18 protein-coding genes and 1 pseudogene are annotated in these 18637 nt (G+C 70.2%); 11 read left to right on the top strand and 8 right to left on the bottom strand.

Annotation, left to right across the window (positions count from 1 at the left end; genetic code table 11):
* Nucleotides 1-111 precede the first annotated feature (111 nt).
* Complete coding sequence (locus tag J7E87_RS03230) at nt 112-1296, top strand: thiolase family protein (protein ID WP_215089606.1); 1185 nt, start codon at nt 112-114, stop codon at nt 1294-1296.
* A gap of 45 nt (nt 1297-1341) precedes the next feature.
* Here the strand turns inward: J7E87_RS03230 and trxA are convergent, their stop codons facing one another.
* Nucleotides 1342-1737, bottom strand: a complete 396-nt coding sequence (gene trxA, locus J7E87_RS03225) for a thioredoxin (protein ID WP_215089604.1) — start codon at nt 1735-1737, stop codon at nt 1342-1344.
* A gap of 115 nt (nt 1738-1852) precedes the next feature.
* On the opposite strand from trxA, the gene J7E87_RS03220 reads away from it, so the two are divergent.
* Nucleotides 1853-3280: an NAD(P)/FAD-dependent oxidoreductase gene (locus J7E87_RS03220; RefSeq protein WP_215089602.1), complete on the top strand. Its 1428-nt coding sequence runs from the start codon at nt 1853-1855 to the stop codon at nt 3278-3280.
* 125 nt (nt 3281-3405) lie between these two features.
* On the opposite strand, the gene J7E87_RS03215 is transcribed toward J7E87_RS03220, so the two are convergent.
* The 4 genes from J7E87_RS03215 to J7E87_RS03200 form a co-directional block, all read right to left on the bottom strand.
* Complete coding sequence (locus J7E87_RS03215; protein WP_215089600.1) at nt 3406-4206, bottom strand: VOC family protein; 801 nt, start codon at nt 4204-4206, stop codon at nt 3406-3408.
* A 118-nt stretch (nt 4207-4324) separates the two neighbouring features.
* Nucleotides 4325-5467 (bottom strand): hypothetical protein, encoded by a 1143-nt coding sequence (locus J7E87_RS03210; RefSeq protein WP_215089598.1) that lies wholly within the window; start codon nt 5465-5467, stop codon nt 4325-4327.
* A 172-nt stretch (nt 5468-5639) separates the two neighbouring features.
* On the bottom strand, nt 5640-6911 hold the full coding sequence (locus J7E87_RS03205) for a Tm-1-like ATP-binding domain-containing protein (RefSeq protein ID WP_215089596.1): 1272 nt from the start codon (nt 6909-6911) through the stop codon (nt 5640-5642).
* A 211-nt stretch (nt 6912-7122) separates the two neighbouring features.
* A complete protein-coding gene (locus J7E87_RS03200) occupies nt 7123-7512 on the bottom strand; it encodes a tetratricopeptide repeat protein (protein ID WP_308312829.1) in 390 nt (129 codons plus the stop codon).
* A gap of 149 nt (nt 7513-7661) precedes the next feature.
* Between J7E87_RS03200 and J7E87_RS03195 the strand changes: the two genes are divergently transcribed.
* Nucleotides 7662-8627 (top strand): pirin family protein, encoded by a 966-nt coding sequence (locus J7E87_RS03195; protein WP_215089594.1) that lies wholly within the window; start codon nt 7662-7664, stop codon nt 8625-8627.
* 164 nt (nt 8628-8791) lie between these two features.
* Here J7E87_RS03195 and J7E87_RS03190 read toward each other — a convergent pair whose 3' ends face one another.
* Entirely contained in the window at nt 8792-9022 is a 231-nt protein-coding gene (locus J7E87_RS03190) for a hypothetical protein (RefSeq protein ID WP_215089592.1), read from the bottom strand.
* A gap of 4 nt (nt 9023-9026) precedes the next feature.
* Entirely contained in the window at nt 9027-9158 is a 132-nt protein-coding gene (locus J7E87_RS35820) for a hypothetical protein (protein WP_285427291.1), read from the bottom strand.
* Nucleotides 9159-9196: 38 nt separating this feature from the next.
* Between J7E87_RS35820 and J7E87_RS36375 the strand changes: the two are divergent.
* The 8 genes and pseudogenes from J7E87_RS36375 to J7E87_RS03150 form a co-directional block, all read left to right on the top strand.
* Nucleotides 9197-9352, top strand: a pseudogene (locus J7E87_RS36375) (peptidoglycan-binding protein); the annotation flags it as partial.
* 208 nt (nt 9353-9560) lie between these two features.
* On the top strand, nt 9561-10478 hold the full coding sequence (ltnD, locus tag J7E87_RS03180; protein WP_215089590.1) for an L-threonate dehydrogenase: 918 nt from the start codon (nt 9561-9563) through the stop codon (nt 10476-10478).
* A 1-nt stretch (nt 10479) separates the two neighbouring features.
* Nucleotides 10480-11760: a 3-oxo-tetronate kinase gene (gene otnK, locus J7E87_RS03175; RefSeq protein ID WP_215089588.1), complete on the top strand. Its 1281-nt coding sequence runs from the start codon at nt 10480-10482 to the stop codon at nt 11758-11760.
* Nucleotides 11757-12428: an aldolase gene (locus J7E87_RS03170; RefSeq protein WP_215089586.1), complete on the top strand. Its 672-nt coding sequence runs from the start codon at nt 11757-11759 to the stop codon at nt 12426-12428. Before otnK ends, J7E87_RS03170 begins: the two co-directional genes overlap by 4 nt.
* A gap of 51 nt (nt 12429-12479) precedes the next feature.
* Nucleotides 12480-13787, top strand: coding sequence for an MFS transporter (locus J7E87_RS03165; protein WP_215089584.1), 1308 nt, complete (start codon nt 12480-12482; stop codon nt 13785-13787).
* A gap of 87 nt (nt 13788-13874) precedes the next feature.
* Nucleotides 13875-14678, top strand: coding sequence for a 2-oxo-tetronate isomerase (gene otnI, locus J7E87_RS03160; protein ID WP_215089582.1), 804 nt, complete (start codon nt 13875-13877; stop codon nt 14676-14678).
* Complete coding sequence (gene denD, locus J7E87_RS03155; RefSeq protein WP_215089580.1) at nt 14675-15727, top strand: D-erythronate dehydrogenase; 1053 nt, start codon at nt 14675-14677, stop codon at nt 15725-15727. Before otnI ends, denD begins: the two co-directional genes overlap by 4 nt.
* A 4-nt stretch (nt 15728-15731) precedes the next feature.
* Nucleotides 15732-16496 (top strand): FadR/GntR family transcriptional regulator, encoded by a 765-nt coding sequence (locus tag J7E87_RS03150; RefSeq protein WP_215089578.1) that lies wholly within the window; start codon nt 15732-15734, stop codon nt 16494-16496.
* 189 nt (nt 16497-16685) lie between these two features.
* On the opposite strand, the gene J7E87_RS03145 is transcribed toward J7E87_RS03150, so the two are convergent.
* Entirely contained in the window at nt 16686-18635 is a 1950-nt protein-coding gene (locus J7E87_RS03145) for an amino acid transporter (protein WP_215089576.1), read from the bottom strand.
* Between the last annotated feature and the right edge of the window lie 2 nt (nt 18636-18637).

Genomic DNA, 18637 nt, shown 5'->3' with positions numbered 1-18637 from the left:
TGGCCGTTGACATGGGCGGAGACCCGTCAGACACTCGGGCCGGACCAATGGTGAACGTTGGTTCACCAAGTGAACAACGCTGTACGCAGGGCCAAGCCCGGGAGAGTTTTGATGACCATCCGCGACGTCTACATCGTCGACGCCGTCCGCACCCCGATCGGCAAGTTCGGGGGCGCGCTCTCCCGCGTACGTCCCGACGACCTCGCCGCGCATGTCGTCAAGGCGCTCGTGGACCGTGCCCCGGAGCTCGACCCGGCCCGTATCGACGACGTAGTCCTCGGTGACGCCAACGGCGCGGGCGAGGACAACCGCAACGTCGCCCGCATGGCTGTCCTTCTCGCCGGTCTGCCCGCCACCGTCCCTGGCGTCACCGTCAACCGCTTGTGCGGCTCGGGACTTGAGGCCGTCATCCAGGCGGCCCGCGCCATTGCACTGGGCGACGCGTCGATCGTGATCGCGGGCGGCGTCGAGTCGATGTCCCGCGCACCCTGGGTGCTGCAAAAGCCCGAACGGGCCTTCCCCGCGGGCCCCCAGCAGCTCCACTCGACGACGCTGGGCTGGCGTATGACGAACCCGCGGATGCCCGCGGAGTGGACCGTCCAGCTCGGCGAGGGTGCCGAACTCATCGCGGACAAGCACGACATCACCCGCGAGCAGCAGGACGCCTTCGCCCTCGCCAGCCATCAGAAGGCCGCCGAGGCATGGGGCAAGGGGCTGTACGACGGTGAGGTCGTCGCGTACGAGGGTGTGGAGCTGGCGCGCGACGAATGCGTACGCGACTCCACGTCCATGGAGGCGCTCGCCAAGCTCAAGCCGTCGTTCCGCGAGAACGGCACGGTCACGGCGGGCAGCTCCTCACCGCTCAACGACGGGGCTGCCGCGCTCCTTCTCGTCGACGAGGAAGGGCTGCGGGCGACGGGCCGCGAGCCCCTCGCCCGGATCCGCGCCTCCGCCGTCACCGGCATCGAGCCGCAACTCTTCGGCCTCGGCCCGGTGGAGGCGGTGCGGCGGGCGCTCGCCAAGGCGGGCAGGACCTTCGCGGACCTGACCACCTTTGAGCTGAACGAAGCCTTTGCCGCCCAGTCGCTCGGCTGTCTCGCCGAATGGCCGGACCTGGACCCTTCCCTGGTCAACCCGCGTGGCGGCGCCATCGCGATCGGCCACCCCCTCGGCGCGTCGGGGGCCAGGCTGGCCGGCTCGGTCGCTCACCAGCTGGCGGCGGCCGGTTCGGGAACCGGCGTCGCCGCCCTCTGTATCGGTGTGGGCCAGGGCATAGCCCTGGTCCTGGAGCGCTGAGCCGGACAGCCTCAGGCCTCAGGCATCACGTCTCGGCCGCCTGCGTCAGGCCTCTGTCGAGGTCTCCGCCTGGGCGGTACTGCCCTGCTCGTCGTCGATCGACTTGCGGACCTCGTCCATGTCCAGCGCGCGCGCCTGACCGATCACGTCCTCCAGGGCGGCCTCGGGCAACGCGCCGGGCTGGGCGAAGACCGCGACATTGTCGCGGACGATCATCAGCGTGGGAATGGAGCGGATCTCGAACGCGGCAGCGAGTTCCTGCTGAGCTTCCGTGTCGACCTTCGCGAAGACCAGGTCGGGGTGGCGCTCGGCGGCACCCTCGTAGACCGGGGCGAACTGCCGGCACGGGCCGCACCAGGAAGCCCAGAAGTCGATCAGGATGAAGTCGTTGTCGGTAACGACCTGATCGAAGTTTTCCTTGGTGAGCTCAACAGTGCTCATGACGTGCTACCTCTTCCTGTCCGGCGGATTCGCCCCCGACAACGGCGCCCGGGGCTGTGCTATTCCTGCCCCTGCCCATGTGGCCAGGACGCACACCCGGGACGAGACTGGCTCTATGACAGAACCTGTGGAGTACGACGTCGTGGTGGTGGGCGCGGGCCCTGTCGGCGAGAACCTTGCGGACCGTGCGAGAGCGGCGGGTCTGAGCACAGCGGTCGTGGAGAGTGAGCTGGTCGGGGGCGAATGTTCGTACTGGGCGTGCATGCCCAGCAAGGCCCTGCTGCGCCCGGCGATCGCCCATGCCGACGCCCGCCGCACAATGGGCCTGAGCCAGTCGGTGCAAGGGCTCGACGCCGAGGCCGTCCTCGCCGGTCGAGACGGACACGCCTCCCATTGGAAGGACGACGGCCAGGTCGGCTGGCTGGACTCGATCGGCGCCCGCCTCTACCGCGGACAGGGCAGGCTGCACGGTCCGAAGAAGGTCGTCGTGGATGGCCCCGAGGGCGAGCATCACAGCCTGACCGCCCGGCACGCGGTGGCTGTCTGCACCGGCAGCCGCGCCGTCCTGCCCGACATCCCGGGCCTCGTCGGCGCGAAGGCCTGGACCAGCCGCGAGGCCACCAGCTCCCCCCGCGTGCCGGGGCGGCTCGCGGTCGTCGGCGGCGGTGTGGTCGGCGTGGAGATGGCCACCGCCTATCAGGCCCTCGGCTCGCAGGTCACCCTGGTGGTCCGTGGCGGGGGACTGCTGCCGCGGATGGAACCCTTCGTCGGCGAGCACGTCGCCAAGTCCCTGGCCGAGGGCGGCGGACAGATCCGCCTGAACACCTCGGTGACGTCCGTCGAGCGCTCCGACGGCGCCGGCCCCGTCACTCTCGTACTGGACGACGGCGAGCGTATCGAGGCCGACGAGGTCCTCATTGCCACCGGCCGTGCCCCCCGGACCGACGACATCGGCCTGGAGACGGTGGGGTTGGAACCGGGCTCCTGGCTGTCCGTCGACGACAGCTGCCGCGTCGAGGGCATCGACTGGCTCTACGCGGTCGGCGATGTGAACCACCGCGCGCTGCTCACTCATCAGGGCAAGTACCAGGCCCGCATTGCCGGAGCCGCCATCGGGGCGAGGGCGCAGCGCGTCCCGCTGCTGGAGAGCGACCGCTGGGGAGCCCACGCGGCGACCGCCGACCATGTGGCCGTCCCACAGGTCGTCTTCAGCGACCCCGAGGCAGCGGCCGTGGGCCTCTCTCTCGCCGAGGCCGAGGCGGCAGGCCACCGCGTACGCGCCGTCGACTATGACCTCTCCTCGGTCGCGGGAGCGAGCCTGTACTGCGACGGCTACCGAGGCCGCGCGCGGATGGTCGTCGACCTCGACCAGGAAATCCTGCTGGGCGTCACCTTCGTGGGCCCGGGCGTCGGTGAGCTGCTGCACTCGGCCACGGTGGCGGTGGCGGGCGAGGTGCCGATCGACAGGCTGTGGCACGCGGTGCCCTCGTATCCCACCATCAGCGAGGTGTGGCTGCGCCTGTTGGAGTCGTATCGAGGCTGAGTCACCAACCGTAAATGCCCGGAGTACCCAACACTCCTGACGATGCATCAGCCGGTCTGCACGTGCAACACGTGCAGACCGGCTTCGCTTTGTCGGTCCGGTACGGAGGCGGGGACTGGGACGGCTCAGGACGCGTCGGACATCTTGGGCATGTCTCCCTTGGCCGCGTTGAGGTCGATCACGGAGAACGTCGCACCCTGAGGATCGCTCAGCGCCGCGAACCGGCCGAACGGGCTGTCCATCGGCCCGAACCGCAGTACCCCGCCGCGCTCGGTCGTCCTCGCCACCGCCGCGTCGCAGTTCTCGACGCCGAAGTACACATTGAGGAACGGGGGCACCTCGGGCGGAAAGTCGGCGTCGCTCATCTTCATGCGCCCCAGGACCGCGGAGTCACCGAGGGTGAAGAGCTTGAAGTCGATCGCGTCGTCCTCCACCCGCTGCACCTTGTACGGGAAGACGGCGGGGAAGAAGGCGTCCGACTTCTCGGGCTCCCGGGTGAAGACCTCACCCCAGACATACGCTCCCGGTATGGCCTTCGCCTCGAAGCCCTCGTGCTTGCCCGCCTGCCAGACCCCGAAGACGACACCGCTCGGATCGCGGGCGAGCAGCATCGACCCGAACTCGCCGACCTGCATCGGCTCCATCAGCAGCTCGCCCCCGTTGTCACGGATTTTCGCGGCGGTGGCGGCGACGTCCGGCGAGGCCAGATACAGACACCACGCCGACTGGCCTTCCTGGCCCGGCATCGGGGGCACGACGGCGGCGACCGCCTTGCCGTTCACGTACGCCTGTGTGTAGTTGCCGTACTCCGACGAAGCCTCGCCGAAGGTCCAGCCCAGCACGTCACCGTAGAAGCTCTTCGCGCCCTCCACGTCGGTGAACATCGCGTCGGCCCAGCACGGCATGCCCTCAGGATGTACGGCCATGACTCTGCCTCCCGCTCGGTGGGTGGACCCCTTGCCACGCTAGCCAGCCGTCCGCCGACCCGCCCGCCGAGCGTGCGACGCAGGCTCCTCGGTCCGGGATCCCGTGCGGCCGGTCACCTCAGAGGCTCCAGCGCAGCACCGCCCCCAGCCCGCCCGCCGGGCCCTGCATGCCCTGGGGGACCAGCAGCACCTCGGCGTCCGCGGCCGCGGCGGACCGCAGCAGGGCGTCGTCCGCACGTGCCAGTACGGGCTTGGCGACGCCCATCGCCCGCGCCTGGCCGCGCTGCACCGCGACGTCGTCGACGCCGGGGCCGATCCACACGTCGCGGCCCGCGTCGGACGCGTCCTGAGCGAGCAGCAGCGTGGCCACCTGGTGGCTCCGGGCAGCGTCCACGACGGCGGGTACCCCTTCAGCGGCTTCTCCGTGACCGGTGTCCACAGGGGCCGCGCGGTGCTCGCCCGGCCTGCCGCGTCCGATGCGGAAGCGCTCGAGGGCGCTCTGGAGCCGGTCGCGCGTGTACTCCTCGCAGGCATGGGCGATCTGCCGGTCGAGCACGCTCTTCGAGGCGCCGGGGGACCTGCTGCCGTTCCCGGTCTCGACGGTCACGGCCCGGATGCGCTCTGGCAGCCGGTTGTACACCGCCCTGCGCTCGCGGGAGTCGCCGGTCAGGATCAGCAACTGTGCGCCGCTCCCGGGCCACTGCCTGATGAGCTCGTCCGCGATGGCGTCGGCGGTCTCGTTCCAGTTGTTCTCGACCTTGTTCCGGTAGTGCCACTCGCCGGTGGGGACGCTGCGCCGTCCTCGGCCCTGGCCCTCCTTGCCGTTCGCCTGCCCCACGTTCTCGCGGCGGTGCGTGTCACGCAGCTCCAGATCGGCGCCGGTGCGGTCGATGTACGCCACCAGGCACGACGGCTCGTCGCCCCGCAGGCCGGCCAGCGGCGCGACGTGCGGCAGGACCGACCAAGTCGCCTCGATCCTGGGCGGGGTCACCGCGAGCGGTACATCGAGCGCGATCTCGGCGCCCGCGGCGAAGACCGCCCGGCCCGGTGGTGCCCCGGAGACCGGCTCGTGGCTGAGCCTGTCCATCAGCGCCGTGATGGTGTAGGCGTCGGCACCCGCGTCGACGAGCTGCGACGCGACGGAACGCTCACGGAGCTTCTGCAGCCTCGGGGCGTCCTCGGTCGCACGCGTGGTGTCGATGTACGCAGAGGCCCAGGGGCCGGGACGGTCGAAGAGCGGCTTGAGAAAATCAAGTTCCATGATCTCCCCCAGGCTCGCGGAGGGTGAGTAGTACCAGATTACGACGATGTGCCGATAGAGCACTCTTTGTGGTGGAATCGAGCTGATCGCGGTAGTGGCGGATCCGTCATGCGCGGGCCACCGGCGGCCCGGCCCGCGTCCCGCTACCGGCCCGGCGGGTCCCGCTACCCGATTACGCGACCCGGTCCTCGCTCGCTCCGGCCCGGTGCGCGGTGATCATCCTGTGCAGCTCTTCCGACGCGGCCCGGCCGAATGCCGGATCGTTGATGTGGGTGTCGAATTCGAGAAGTTCGGTCGCGCTGCCCCGCAGCCCGTCACGGAGCGCGGTGAACAACGCGGCGTCGGCGTGCGGATCGTGATACGGGCCTCCCGGGCCGCCGAGCGTGGAGAGCCCGCGCCGGGGCAGGCACACCGCCGTCGGCCCGGTGGCCGCCCGCAGCTTCTCGGCGACGCTCCGGCCCAGCTCGGCGCACTCCGCCGCGGTGGTGCGGATGACGGTGATGGACGGGTTGTGCACGTGGACTCGGCGGCCTCGGAAGCGCTCCGGGAGTGTGTCGAGCGGCCCGAACTTGACCATGTCCAGGGCGCCCAGGCTCACCACCTGCGGTATGCCGCTGCGCCCGGCGGCCCGTAGCCGGTCGGGTCCGGCGGTCAGGATCCCACCCACTAGGTCGTCGGCGAGCTCACTGAGCGTCAGGTCCAGGACGCCGGCGAACAGTCCCTGTTCGGAGAGTGACTCCAGGGTCCGTCCGCCGGAGCCGCTGGTGTGGAAGACCAGGACCTCGTAACCGAGTTGGGTGAGCCGCTCGCGGGCGGCGTCGACGCCGGGTGTGGTCACGCCGGCCATCGTCGCGGCCACCAGTGGCCTGCCGCCCGCCCGGAGATCCGCCGGCCGCACGGCTCGTGACGTCGTGGCGAATGACTTGGCCATCGCGGCGATGGCGTCCACCGCGTTGGCGAGGATCGGTGCCGAGACGGTGTTGATGCCGGCGATGTCGACGACGCTGTACATCATCGTGATGTCGGCGGAGCCGACGTACGGCGAGACGTCGCCCGAGGCCATCGAGGACACCATCAGCTTCGGTACGCCCAGCGGGAGCGCCCGCATCGCACTGGTCGCGATCGAGGTGCCACCGCTGCCGCCGATGGCCAGCACACCGTGCAGCCGGTTCTCGGCGTAGAGACGAAGGACGGTCTCGGCCGCGCCGCGAGCCATGGTGGTCACGGCGGCCCCGCGGTCCCCCTGCTCCCGGAGCGGCCCCAGGTCGGCGCCGGCGGCCTCGGCCACCACCTCGCGCGTGATGTCGGGCCGCTCGCGGGGCTCCCCGATGACGCCGGCGTCGATGAGCACCACATCAACACCCGACCGCAGCAGCCGGTCCCGCAGCCAGCCGTACTCCTCGCCCTTGGTGTCCAGAGTCCCCACCAGCACAACGATCGCCATGCCTCTTTATGTTCGCGCCAATTCCGGGCGTGACAAGGTCTGTTTCGGGATGAGCGCTTTTCGGCCTCGGGCCGCCGGGGCCGTCGCGGCGCGATGATCGCCCGCGGGACAGGCTGACCGCGTGACCGTGCTCCTCGGCTTCCTGTCCATCCGGGCGATCACCGCTGTCGCTGACCGCCCGGCTGCTCGCCCGACGGTCAGCGACTAGCGATCACTGCCTCCCGGGGACGCCTTCCGGACGGCCTGCCGGGATGCCTTCCGGGAGGAGATCCCCGGACATCGCCGCAGCCATCCGCAGATGCGGCGCGGCGTCCTCGGGCCGTCCCTGCCTCTCCAGCGTGCGGCCCAGCATCAGCCGCGCGTAGTGCTCCACCGGGCTGAGCTCCAGCACGGCGCGCAGCTCCGCCTCGGCCTTGCTCAGCCGAGCCGAGTGGTAGTAGGCGCGGGCCAGCAGCAGACGCGGCGCGATCTGCTCCGGCGCCTCTTCGACGAGACCACCCAGAATGCGGGCCGCTGTCATGTACTCCTGGGCGTCGAAGAACATCTGCGCTCGGTCCCACCGGTCGGCCGCGGTGCCGAACTCGTAGTAGGTGTCGTTCACTTGCCCTCCTCCTCAAGGACTCGGCCTGCTGCGTGCACCCCGTCAACACGCAATTATGGTTGAACATTCCACTACTCCGGGTTGTACTGGGGTTCTACTGGGGCGTGGGGGCTGCCGACTCGCACCCGTACGGGAATAGGTTGAGCGCCATGAGCAATCTCGATCGGCAGGCCGCCCTCTCAGTCTGCGGCGGTCGTGGCTTCGTCGTCGCCGAGCCCGTCCGTGAACTTCTCAGCCCCCGCCGGGTCCAGCTCGGCGAGTCCACCGAGGTCCGCCGGCTGCTGCCCAACCTCGGCCGCCGTATGGTCGGCGCCTGGGCCTTCGTCGATCACTACGGGCCCGACGACATCGCTGACGAGCCCGGAATGCAGGTCCCGCCCCACCCGCACATGGGCCTCCAGACCGTCAGCTGGCTGCACGACGGTGAGGTGCTGCACCGCGACAGCACCGGCAGCCTGGCGACCATCCGCCCTCGGGAACTCGGCCTGATGACTTCCGGACGCGCGATCAGCCACTCCGAGGAGAGCCCCAAGCCGCACGCGCGTTTCCTGCACGGGGCCCAGCTATGGGTCGCGCTCCCCGACGCGCACCGGGACGTCGAGCCACAGTTCCAGCACCACACCGAGCTGCCGACCGTCACCGCACCCGGCCTGACCGCCACGGTCATCCTCGGCGCCCTCGACGGCGCCGCCTCGCCCGGGACGACATACACCCCGATCGTCGGCGCCGATCTGGCGCTCGCCGGCGGGACCGAGACGAGCCTGCCGCTCGACCCCGACTTCGAGTACGCGGTGCTCGCCATGTCCGGCGAGAGCCATGTCGACGGCGTGCCCGTACTGCCCGGCTCGATGCTCTACCTCGGCTGCGGCCGTAGCGAACTCCCGCTGCGGGCGGAATCCGACGCAGGACTGCTGCTCCTCGGCGGCGAGCCCTTCGACGAGGAGATCGTCATGTGGTGGAACTTCATCGGCCGCTCCAACGAGGAGATCGCACAAGCCCGTTCGGCGTGGCTGGACGGCTCCCGATTCGGTGAAGTGAAGGGCTACGACGGGGTGCCGCTGCCGGCCCCGGAACTGCCCGCGACGCGGCTGAAGCCTCGGGGTCGGGTGCGTTGACCGGAGCCGATGATTCTGCAGCGAGTCTCCTGAGCGATGCGGGCGCTTCAGGGCTGTTGCTTTCTGTCCGGGACAGGTGTCGAGTTTCCCGACAGCTGTGCGGGAGGCGTCTGTGGGGTATGGCAACGCGGGACGTTGCAGCTGCACGCACCGGTGTGCGGTGTTCACCGGTCCGCGGCGCGGAGGTCCGGCCCGACGAGGGTCGGATCGCCGCCGAACTGACCGGCCTGTGAAACGGTCACGTCTTCGAACGCGACGATTCGCGTGGACGCCCCCGGGTGAGAGAGCCACTGCGGGAGAGCGTCCGGGGCGATCGTGACGCTGCGGACCGCCGGGAGTGGTGCGCCGCCCAGGCCGGTGAGCGAGCCGGACAGCCTCGCGGTGTAGAGCGTCACTAAGTCAGGGCCCCTGATCGTGGACGTTGTCCATGCTGGCCCGCAGACGTACCCCGCCGCCACCGGTCGTCAGGTCGAGGTCGGCGATGACCGTCACCCGTGCGGTGAACTTCAGAACCCGCTCGGGCTCGGTCACGCGGTGGATTCCCGCATCCGGCGGCGTGACCTGCCGGTCTGGAATCTGAGGATCGTCTCCGGCGGCGGTGCAGCGGTCCACGCACTCATTCGGTCCATGTCGACGGGATCTTCCGTGCACGGACGTCGGCCGCGGTCGACACCCTCCAGCAGAACCACCGGCCCGCCGTGAACAGCACGGTCGGCCCGGATACGTGGGCTGCGCTGCTGGGGTTTGACGCCGGCGGACGGGGCTACGGGGCTACCCGGCGGGGCTCGGTCTATCCGCCGATTCGGCCACTACCGCATGTGACGAACAGCACAGTGGTCCTCCACCCATTCCTCAGGTCATCATATGACCCGATCGCCGCACGGATTGTGAGCCGGGCCCGGCCCCGGACGGCACAGCGAGACGAGGATGGGCATGAACGAGCAGGACAGGCCGGCACGGCCGCGCGTGGGCGTGGTGGGACTCGGGGCCATGGGTCTCGGCATGGCCCGCAGCCTGCGGAACGCGGGCTACGACGTGGGCGTCCACGATCTGCGACCGGAGGTGGCCACGGCCTTCGCCTGCGAAGGCGGGACGGCGTTCGCCTCCTCCGGCGAGCTGGCGGCCGCGGTGGACGTCCTGGTCGGCGTGGTGGTCAACGCGGCGCAGGTCGAGGCGGTGCTGTTCGGCGCTGACGGGGCGGCCGACCGGCTCCGCCCGGGCGCCGTCTTCGTGATGTGCTCCACGGTCGACCCCGGCCGGTCCGCCGAGCTCGAGGGGCGCCTGGCTGAGAAGGGCGTGCTCTACCTGGACGCTCCCGTCTCCGGTGGCGCCGCGCGTGCGGCGGCCGGCGAGCTCACGATGATGACGTCGGGCTCCGCCGCGGCCTACTCGGTCGCCGACCCGGTGCTCGAGGACATGAGCAGCACGGTCTACCGCCTGGGAGACCGCGCCGGACTCGGCTCGAAGGTCAAGATCGTGAACCAGCTGCTCGCGGGCGTGCACATCGCAGCGGCGGCCGAGGCGATGGCGCTGGGCATCAAGGCCGGTGTTCCGGCCGAGGCGCTCTACGAAGTCATCACGCACAGCGCCGGTAACTCGTGGATGTTCGAGAACCGCATGGCCCACGTGCTCGCCGGTGACTACACGCCCCTCTCCGCGGTCGACATCTTCGTCAAGGACCTGGGGCTCGTGCTCGACTCCGCCCGGCCGGAGAGGTTCCCGCTCCCTCTCGCCTCCACCGCCCACCAGATGTTCCTCCAGGCATCGGCGTCCGGTCTGGGAGCCGAGGACGACAGCGCGGTCATCAAGATCTTCCCGGGGATCGACCTGCCCGAGCAGGCGGGGATCTGACATGGGAATCCGAATCGGATGCATCGCTGACGACTTCACCGGCGCCACGGATCTGGCCAACAACCTGGTGCGCGCGGGCATGCGCGTGGTCCAGCTGATCGATGTGCCGCCGACCGGCGCCGACCTGGCGATGGACGCGGACGCCGTCGTCATCGCGCTCAAGTCGCGGACCGTCCCGGCGGCCGACGCCGTCGAGGCGTCGCTGCGGGCACTCGCCTGGTTGCGGTCCGCGGGTGCCGAGCAGATCTACTTCAAGTACTGCTCCACCTTCGACTCGACCCCGGCCGGCAACATCGGGCCGGTCACCGAGGCCCTGATGGACGCACTGGGCACCGACTTCACGATCGCGACGCCGGCGTTCCCCGACAACGAACGCACGGTCTTCAAGGGCCATCTCTTCGTCGGCGACGTACTGCTCAGCGAGAGCGGTATGCGCCACCATCCGCTCACGCCGATGACCGACCCCGACCTGGTCTCCGTCCTCGGCGCCCAGACCGTGCGAGCGGTCGGCCTCATCGACCACACGGTCGTCGCCGGCGGCGCCGAGGCGATCCGGGCCCGCATCGACGCCCTGCGCGAGGAAGGCTTCGGGATCGCCATTGCCGACGCCGTCTCCAACGACGACCTTGTGCGCCTTGGCGCTGCGGTCCAGGGGCTGCCCCTGGTGACCGCCGGCTCGGGCCTGGCGATCGGCCTGCCCGCGAACTGGGGGGTTGCGCCGTCCCGCGCCGCCGCACAGCTGCCACCACCCGGTGGCCACATGGCCGTCGTCTCCGGATCGGTCTCCGTCGCCACGAACCGCCAGGTTCAGGAGTTCCTGCGCAGCGGCCGGCCCGCGTTCAGCGTGGACCCGCTGCACATCGCGGCCGGTGAGGACGTGGCCGGCCAGGCCCTGGCCTTCGCCGAGTCGAACCTGGCCGACGGGCCGATCCTCATCTACTCCACCGAAGCACCCGACACGGTCCGGAGCGTCCAGGGCCGGCTCGGTGCCGCCGAGGCCGGTGAACTCGTGGAGCGGACCCTGGCCCGCGTTGCACAGGGGCTTGTGGAGCGCGGTGTCCGCCGGCTCGTCGTCGCAGGCGGCGAGACCTCGGGAGCGGTCGTCCAGGCGCTCGGCATCACCGGGCTCCGGATCGGACCGCAGATCGACCCTGGTGTGCCATGGTGCGCGGCGGCCCTTCCCGACGGGGACACCCTCCACATCACGCTCAAGTCCGGCAACTTCGGCGGCCCCGACTTCTTCACCGCCTCGTTCGCCCTCCTGGACGAGGAGGCCTCATGAGCCGGCTTCAGGGCACCGTCGACGAGGCACGGGCCGAGATCGTCCGGGTGGGCACGAGCCTGTTCGCCCGGGGCTACGTCCACGCCAGCGCCGGCAACATCAGCGCCAGGGTCGGCGACTGCCATCTGATCACGCCCACCGACGCCGCCCTGGGCTTTCTCGACCCCCACCGCCTCGCCCTCGTCGACGCCGCCGGCGAGCAGATCGCGGGCGACCGGGCCAGCAAGACCCTGACGCTCCATCGCCGCATCTATGCCGCCGCACCCACGGCCCGGTTCGTCATCCACACCCACTCCACGCACCTGGTCGCGCTCACCCTGGCCGGTGTCTGGAGCCGGGACGACGTGCTCCCGCCCATCACGCCGTACTACGTGATGAAGGTCGGGCATGTCCCGCTCGTCCCCTACCACCGGCCCGGCGACCCGCGCGTGGCCGACCTGGTGACCGCCCGGATCGTCGAGCGGGCAGCGAGCAGTACGCCGATCAGGGCCGTCCTGCTCGACCGGCTGGGCCCCGTGGTCTGGGGCCCCGACGCGGCCACCGCCCTTGCCGTCCTCGAAGAGCTCGAGGAGACGGCACGTCTCTGGCTCCTGACCGACCGCCGGCCGGAGCCACTCCCCACCCACGCCCTCGACGAACTGAGATCCACATTCGGCGCCGCGTGGTGATCAGTACCTGACCTGTCAGAGAATCCCCCGAGCCGCACGAAGGATTCCTTTATGTCCATGCCCACAACGGCGGGCGAGATCCCCGACCTCGCCCGCGAGAACGCCGTCTTCCGCAAGGTCGTGCGACGCATCGTCCCCTTCCTCGTCCTCTGCTACGTCTTCTCCTACCTGGACCGGGTCAACGTCGGCTTCGCCAAGCTGCAGATGTCCGACGACCTCGGGTTGAGCGAGGCGGCGTACGGCCTCGGCGCCGGCCTGTTCTTCATCGGCTACTTTCTCTTCGAGGTTCCCTCGAACCTGATGCTGCAACGCATCGGCGCCCGCACCTGGATCGCCCGGATCATGATCACCTGGGGCCTGGTCTCGGCGGCGTTCACGTTCGTCACCAACGAGACGACGTTCTACGTGCTCAGGTTCCTGCTCGGTGCCGCGGAGGCGGGGTTCTACCCGGGAGTGATCCTCTACTGCACCTACTGGTTCCCGTCACACCGTCGCGCCCGGGTGATCGCGATGTTCATGTCGGCCATCCCGGTGGCCGGTATCTTCGGCAACCCGCTCTCCGGCTGGATCATGGACCGCTTCCAGGGCGTGAACGGCTGGCAGGGCTGGCAGTGGATGTTCCTCCTCGAGGCGATCCCCGCGCTCGCCATCGGTGTCGCCACGCTGTTCTACCTCGACAACGGCGTGCGCAGCGCGAAGTGGCTCACCGAGGAGGAGAAGGACATCGTCGAGCGGGCGATCGCCGACGACGCCGCGCACCAGACGGTGCACGGCCGGGTCTGGGACGCCTTCCGCGACCCCAAGGTGTGGCTGATGTGCCTCATCTACTTCTGCTTCGTGATGGGCCAGTACGCCCTGACCTTCTGGATGCCCACGTTCGTCGAGTCCACCGGGATCGAGGGCAACCTCGCGATCGGAGTGCTCAGCGCCGTGCCCTTCCTGGCCGCACTCGTCGCGATGAACCTCTTCGGGCGTTCCGCGGACAAGCACCGCGAGCGCCGCTGGCACCTGGTCGTCCCGAGCCTCATGGGCGCCGTCGGGTTCTCGCTGGCGGCCGGCTGGTCCGGGTCGACCGTGCTGTCCCTGATCGCGCTGTCCTTCGCGGCGGCCGGAGTGCTGACCTGCGCGCCGCTGTTCTGGTCGCTGCCCACCGCGTTCCTGGGCGGTGCCGCCGCCGCGGCAGGCCTCGCCGCGATCAACTCGGTGGGCAACCTCGCCGGCTTCGTCAGCCCCTACATGATCGGCGCGCTCAAGGACGCCACCGGCTCAACGTCGCTCCCGATGTACGTCCTGGCGCTCAGCCTCGTCATCGGCGCCGGCGCGGTGCTCACCACCAAGAAGCAGGTCGTCAACCGCTGACTGTCGACCGCTGACCATCAACCGCTGAGCGGCTCCGGCACCGGGCCCGCGACCGGGCCCGGTGCCGGTCCCCACACAGGAGCAACCATGCCGAGGTTCGCCGCGAACCTGTCCATGATGTACACCGAACACGACTTCCTCGACCGCTTCGCCGCCGCGGCGGCGGACGGCTTCCAGGCCGTCGAGTACCTCTTCCCTTACGCGTACGACGCCACCGAACTGCGCCGCCGCCTCGACGACCACGGCCTGAAGCAGGTGCTCTTCAACGCCCCTCCCGGGGACTGGGAGTCCGGAGAGCGGGGGATCGCGGCGCTGCCCGGACGCGAGGCGGAGTTCCGCTCCGGGATCGACCGGGCCCTCGAGTACGCCACGGCACTGAGCTGCCCACGGGTGCACGTGATGGCCGGTCTGGTGCAGCCGGACGCGAAGCCGGCAGAGCCGGCAGAGCACCGCGACACCTACCTGGCCAACCTCGCCCGCGCCGCGGAACAGGCCGCCGCGGCGGGCGTCGACATCCTGGTCGAGCCGATCAACGGCCGCGACATGCCGGGCTACTTCCTGAACCGGCAGGACGATGCCCACGCCGTGGTGCAGGACGTAGGCGCCTCCAATCTCAAGGTGCAGCTCGACCTCTACCACTGCCAGATCGTCGAGGGCGACCTCACAGCGACCCTGCGCCGCGACCTGCCGACCGGCCGGGTCGGTCACCTGCAGATCGCGGGCGTGCCCGACCGCCATGAACCCGACCGGGGCGAACTCGACGTCAGCCATCTGTTCGGCGTCGTCGACGAGCTGGGCTACGACGGGTGGATGGGCTGCGAGTACCGCCCCCGCGCCGGCACGAGCGAGGGTCTCGGCTGGCTGAACGACTATCAAGGAGAAAACGCATGAGGATCGTCATCACGGGTGGCTTCGGCTTCCTGGGACGGCAGGTCGCCGCCAGACTGCTCGAGACGCGGACGTTGTGCGGCGCGCCGATCGACCGGCTGGTACTCGCCGACCGCTTCGTGCAGGCCGATTCGCCGGCGGCCGCCGACCCGCTGGTGGACATCGTGCAGGGCGACCTGATCGACCGCCTCGACGAGTTGTTCGCGGAGCCGGTGGATGTACTGATCCACCTCGCCTCGGCGGTCTCGGCCGAGTGCGAGGCCGACTTCGACCTCGGCATGGGTGCCAACGTGGACACGACCCGCGCGCTGCTCGAAGCCGCCCGGGCGCAGTCGGCCTCCGGCGGGCCGACACCACTGGTGGTGTTCTCCAGCAGCGTCGCGGTCTACGGCAGCGACCCGGCGTTGCCCCTGCCGCCGGTGGTCAGCGAGTCGACCCTGCCCACGCCTCGGTCGAGTTACGGGACGCAGAAGCTCGTCTGCGAGCAACTGGTGGCGGACTACACCCGCCGCGGCTTCGTCGACGGACGCGTCGCCCGCCTGATGACCGTGTCGGTGCGACCGGGCAAGCCGAACGCGGCTGCCTCCGGCTTCCTGTCCGGCATCATCCGCGAGCCGCTCGCGGGCATCCCGGCGACCTGCCCCGTGCGTCCCGACCTACGGGTGGCCCTGGCCTCACCGCGGCGCACGGTCGAGGGAATCCTCCGTATCGCCGAGGCCGAGCGCGGCGACGGGCCGGGGCAGCTCGTCGGCGCTATGCCGGTCAACCTTCCGGCACTCACGGTCACGGTCGCCGAGATGCTGGCCACGCTGCGGCGGGTGGCCGGCGACGCCGTCGCCGACCTGGTGACGATCGCGCCCGATCGTGACGTCGAGGCCATCGTGGGCTCGTGGCCCGCTGTCTTCGACAACGCGCGCGCCGACGCCCTCGGGCTGGAGCCCGACCCGAGCTCGGAATCGGTGGTGCGGGACTACATCGACGACCACTCGGACGCGGTCGCGGCCACCGCACTCCTCGCAGCCAGGGCGACCCGGACCGCGCCGATAGACTGACGACATGTTTTCCAAGGTGAGCGGTCCTGTCCGGCTCGCGGATCGGGTCGCCGTGATCCTCGCGGAGGAGATCGAGTCCGGGCGGCTGGCCGAGGGCGACAAGCTGCCCACCGAGGTGGCGCTGGTCAAGCAGCTGGGCGTCAGCCGCACGGTGGTGCGGGAGGCCGTGTCCAGGCTCCGCAACGCGGGCCTGGTCGAAGCGCGCCAAGGCCTCGGCGTGTTCGTCATGCCTCGGCGCACACGGCCGCTCGACCTTGGGGCCGAGGCCGCGGACACCAGGTCCAAGGTCCTGCAGATCGTGGAGGTACGCCGCGCCATGGAGGGCGAGGCCGCCTCTCTCGCAGCCGCCCGCGCCACATCGGGCGACCTCGCCCGGATGCGTCAGGCCCTGGACGCGATCGACGCCGCGGTCGCGGCGGGCGGTGACGGGGCGGACGAGGATCTCGCCTTCCACTGGTCCATCGCGGAGTCGACCGGGAACGCGGTGATGGTCTCGACGGTGCGGTACCTCGGCGAGGTGCTGCGCAGCGGCATCCGCGTCACACGCGCGAACGAGGCGCGACGGGGCGACTTCTTCGAGGCGGTCCGGCAGGAGCACCACGCCATCCTGGCCGCCATCGAGGCCGGCGACGCCGAGGGGGCGCGCACCGCCGCGCGCCTCCATCTGAAGCACGCAGCCTCTCGGCTCCAGGACGCGGACGACGGTTTCTGGACCGAGACCGAGGACATCGCCGTGGACATCGCCGTGGATCTCGACGCCGCTCCCTGACCTGCGGAGCCGGTGCCGACGCGGACCACGAGCGGGCGCTGCACCGGCTCCGCGCAACCGCGCCGTATCCGGGACCGCGGGCGTCGCGCTCTACCGGGTATTCGCGGTGATGCGCACCGGCGAGCGGACGTTCGTCGCGGTGGACGGAGGCATGAGCGACAACCCGAGGCATCCATGCGGCGGGGATGGTCAGCCGACATGTACTCGCGGGCGGCGGTCGCGATCCGGTTCGGCCTCGCGCAGGACTTCGCGGGTGACGGGGGCGACTTCGCCCTGGCCGAAGAGGAAGAAGCGGAGGAAGTTGGCGAAGGGGTTGCCCTCGGTCCACTCGAAGTAGATGTGCGGTTGCTGTCCGGTGGCGTCGCGGACGTGCAGCAGCAGTGCGGCGATGGCGTTGGGGATGGACGAGCTCTCCAGGGTCAGCACGCGATAGCGGCTGTGCAGCACTTCGCCGCGTACGTTCAGGTCCGCCTCGAACTCCGAGGGGTCGAGCACGGTGACCTCGACGAAGACGAAGTCCTCTTGGGGCGGGAGGTCGTTGTCCTTCCGGATCTGCTCGATCTTCTCGCGGTACTCGGCGAGATCGCGGTTGTCGGGTTCATTGGCGATGAACCGGATCCTGCGGCTGGCGATGTCGCGTACGAAGCGCTCCGCCATGCCGTCCAGCCTCACGCTGGTGACACGCAGCTCGAAGGCGCGGGCGAGCCGCGACAGGAGCGATACGAGCATGATCCCGGCGATGAAGCAGGCGCCGATCTTCACGCCGTCGGGCCGTTCGAAGACGTTGGCGACGGTGGTGTAGAGGAAGACCGCCGAGATGACGGCGAAGGCGATGGTCCAATTGCGCTGCCCGGCGCGGTGGGCAGCGATGGTCACCGCGATCGCCGCGGAGCAGATCAGGACCAGAACGCCGGTGGCGTAGGCGCCGCCCTGGGCGTCGACGTCGGCTTTGAAGATCCAGGTGACCAGGAAGGCCACCAGAATAAAGACGATCACCATGGGGCGTACGGCGCGCGCCCAGTGCGGGGCCATGCCGTAGCGGGGCAGGTAGCGGGGCATCAGGTTGAGCAGTCCGGCCATGGCGGAGGCGCCGGCGAACCAGAGGATGGCGATGGTGGCGACGTCGTAGACGGTGCCGAAGATGTCTCCGAGGTACTGGTGCGCCAGGTAGGCGAGCGCACGCCCGTTGGCCTCGCCGCCCGACTCGAACTCCTTTGCCGGGATGAGCAGGGTGGTGATGAAGCTGGTGGCGATCAGGAACACGCTCATGATCAGCGCGGCTGTGGTCAGCAACTTCTTGGCGCCTCGGATACGTCCTGCGGGGTTCTCCTCGGTGTCGCCGGGGTCGCCCTCGACGTGCGGCATCACCGCCACGCCGGTCTCGAAGCCGGACAGGCCCAGCGCCAGCTTGGGGAAGACCAGCAGCGCCACCCCGACCATGGCCAAAACGTTTCCGTGCTGGGTGGTCAGGGCGCTGGACCAGTCGGTGACCACGTGCGCCTCTGTGGCGATGTGCCACAGGCCCACGACGACGACGACCGCGTTCAGGGCCAGGTAAGCCCCGACCAGGACGACGGCGACGCCGATCGCCTCCAGGAAGCCCTTGAGGAACACCGCCCCCAGCAGCGCGATCAGTACGAGCGTGACGACCATCTGCTGACCGTGCAGCACGCTGGGCACATGCGGATTCTCCACCAGGTGGATGGAGGAGTCCGCCGCGGACAGGGTGATCGTGATCAGGAAGTCGGTCGCCGCGAAGCCGAGCAGGGTCAGGACGAACAGCTTGCTCTTCCAGAACGACAGCAGCCGCTCCAGCATGGCGATCGAGCCCTCGCCGTGCGGGCTCTCCTCGGCCACCCGCCGGTAGACCGGCAGGGCGCCGGCCAGGGTGACGATCACCAGCACGATGGTGGCCACCGGCGACAGCAGCCCCGCCGCGAGCGCGGCGATGCCCGGCTGATAGCCCAGCGTGGAGAAGTAGTCGACGCCGGTCAGGCACATCACCCGCCACCACCGCTGCCCCTTGTGCGCGGAGACCGGCTCGGCGTGCGGCCCCTGCTGGTGCTTGGCCATGTCGGACAGGCCCTCCAGCATCCACGCACGCAGGCGGCTCGTACGGACGTGGTCGGGGGTGGTCATCT

It is taken from the genome of Streptomyces sp. ISL-1, assembly GCF_018614585.1.
Classification (GTDB): domain Bacteria; phylum Actinomycetota; class Actinomycetes; order Streptomycetales; family Streptomycetaceae; genus Streptomyces; species Streptomyces maoxianensis.
The sequence above is the reverse complement of the archived record's forward strand: the minus strand, read 5'-3'. Positions and strand labels throughout refer to the sequence as shown.

Coding starts and splice junctions, on each gene's coding strand:
- J7E87_RS03195 (WP_215089594.1), top strand. CDS start 7,662: ATGAGCAATCTCGATCGGCAGGCCGCCCTCTCAGTCTGCGGCGGTCGT.
- otnI (WP_215089582.1), top strand. CDS start 13,875: ATGCCGAGGTTCGCCGCGAACCTGTCCATGATGTACACCGAACACGAC.
- J7E87_RS03230 (WP_215089606.1), top strand. CDS start 112: ATGACCATCCGCGACGTCTACATCGTCGACGCCGTCCGCACCCCGATC.
- J7E87_RS03170 (WP_215089586.1), top strand. CDS start 11,757: ATGAGCCGGCTTCAGGGCACCGTCGACGAGGCACGGGCCGAGATCGTC.
- J7E87_RS03150 (WP_215089578.1), top strand. CDS start 15,732: ATGTTTTCCAAGGTGAGCGGTCCTGTCCGGCTCGCGGATCGGGTCGCC.
- J7E87_RS03145 (WP_215089576.1), bottom strand. CDS start 18,635: ATGACCACCCCCGACCACGTCCGTACGAGCCGCCTGCGTGCGTGGATG.
- J7E87_RS03220 (WP_215089602.1), top strand. CDS start 1,853: ATGACAGAACCTGTGGAGTACGACGTCGTGGTGGTGGGCGCGGGCCCT.
- J7E87_RS03210 (WP_215089598.1), bottom strand. CDS start 5,467: ATGGAACTTGATTTTCTCAAGCCGCTCTTCGACCGTCCCGGCCCCTGG.
- J7E87_RS03215 (WP_215089600.1), bottom strand. CDS start 4,206: ATGGCCGTACATCCTGAGGGCATGCCGTGCTGGGCCGACGCGATGTTC.
- J7E87_RS03165 (WP_215089584.1), top strand. CDS start 12,480: ATGTCCATGCCCACAACGGCGGGCGAGATCCCCGACCTCGCCCGCGAG.
- otnK (WP_215089588.1), top strand. CDS start 10,480: ATGGGAATCCGAATCGGATGCATCGCTGACGACTTCACCGGCGCCACG.
- J7E87_RS03205 (WP_215089596.1), bottom strand. CDS start 6,911: ATGGCGATCGTTGTGCTGGTGGGGACTCTGGACACCAAGGGCGAGGAG.
- trxA (WP_215089604.1), bottom strand. CDS start 1,737: ATGAGCACTGTTGAGCTCACCAAGGAAAACTTCGATCAGGTCGTTACC.
- denD (WP_215089580.1), top strand. CDS start 14,675: ATGAGGATCGTCATCACGGGTGGCTTCGGCTTCCTGGGACGGCAGGTC.
- ltnD (WP_215089590.1), top strand. CDS start 9,561: ATGAACGAGCAGGACAGGCCGGCACGGCCGCGCGTGGGCGTGGTGGGA.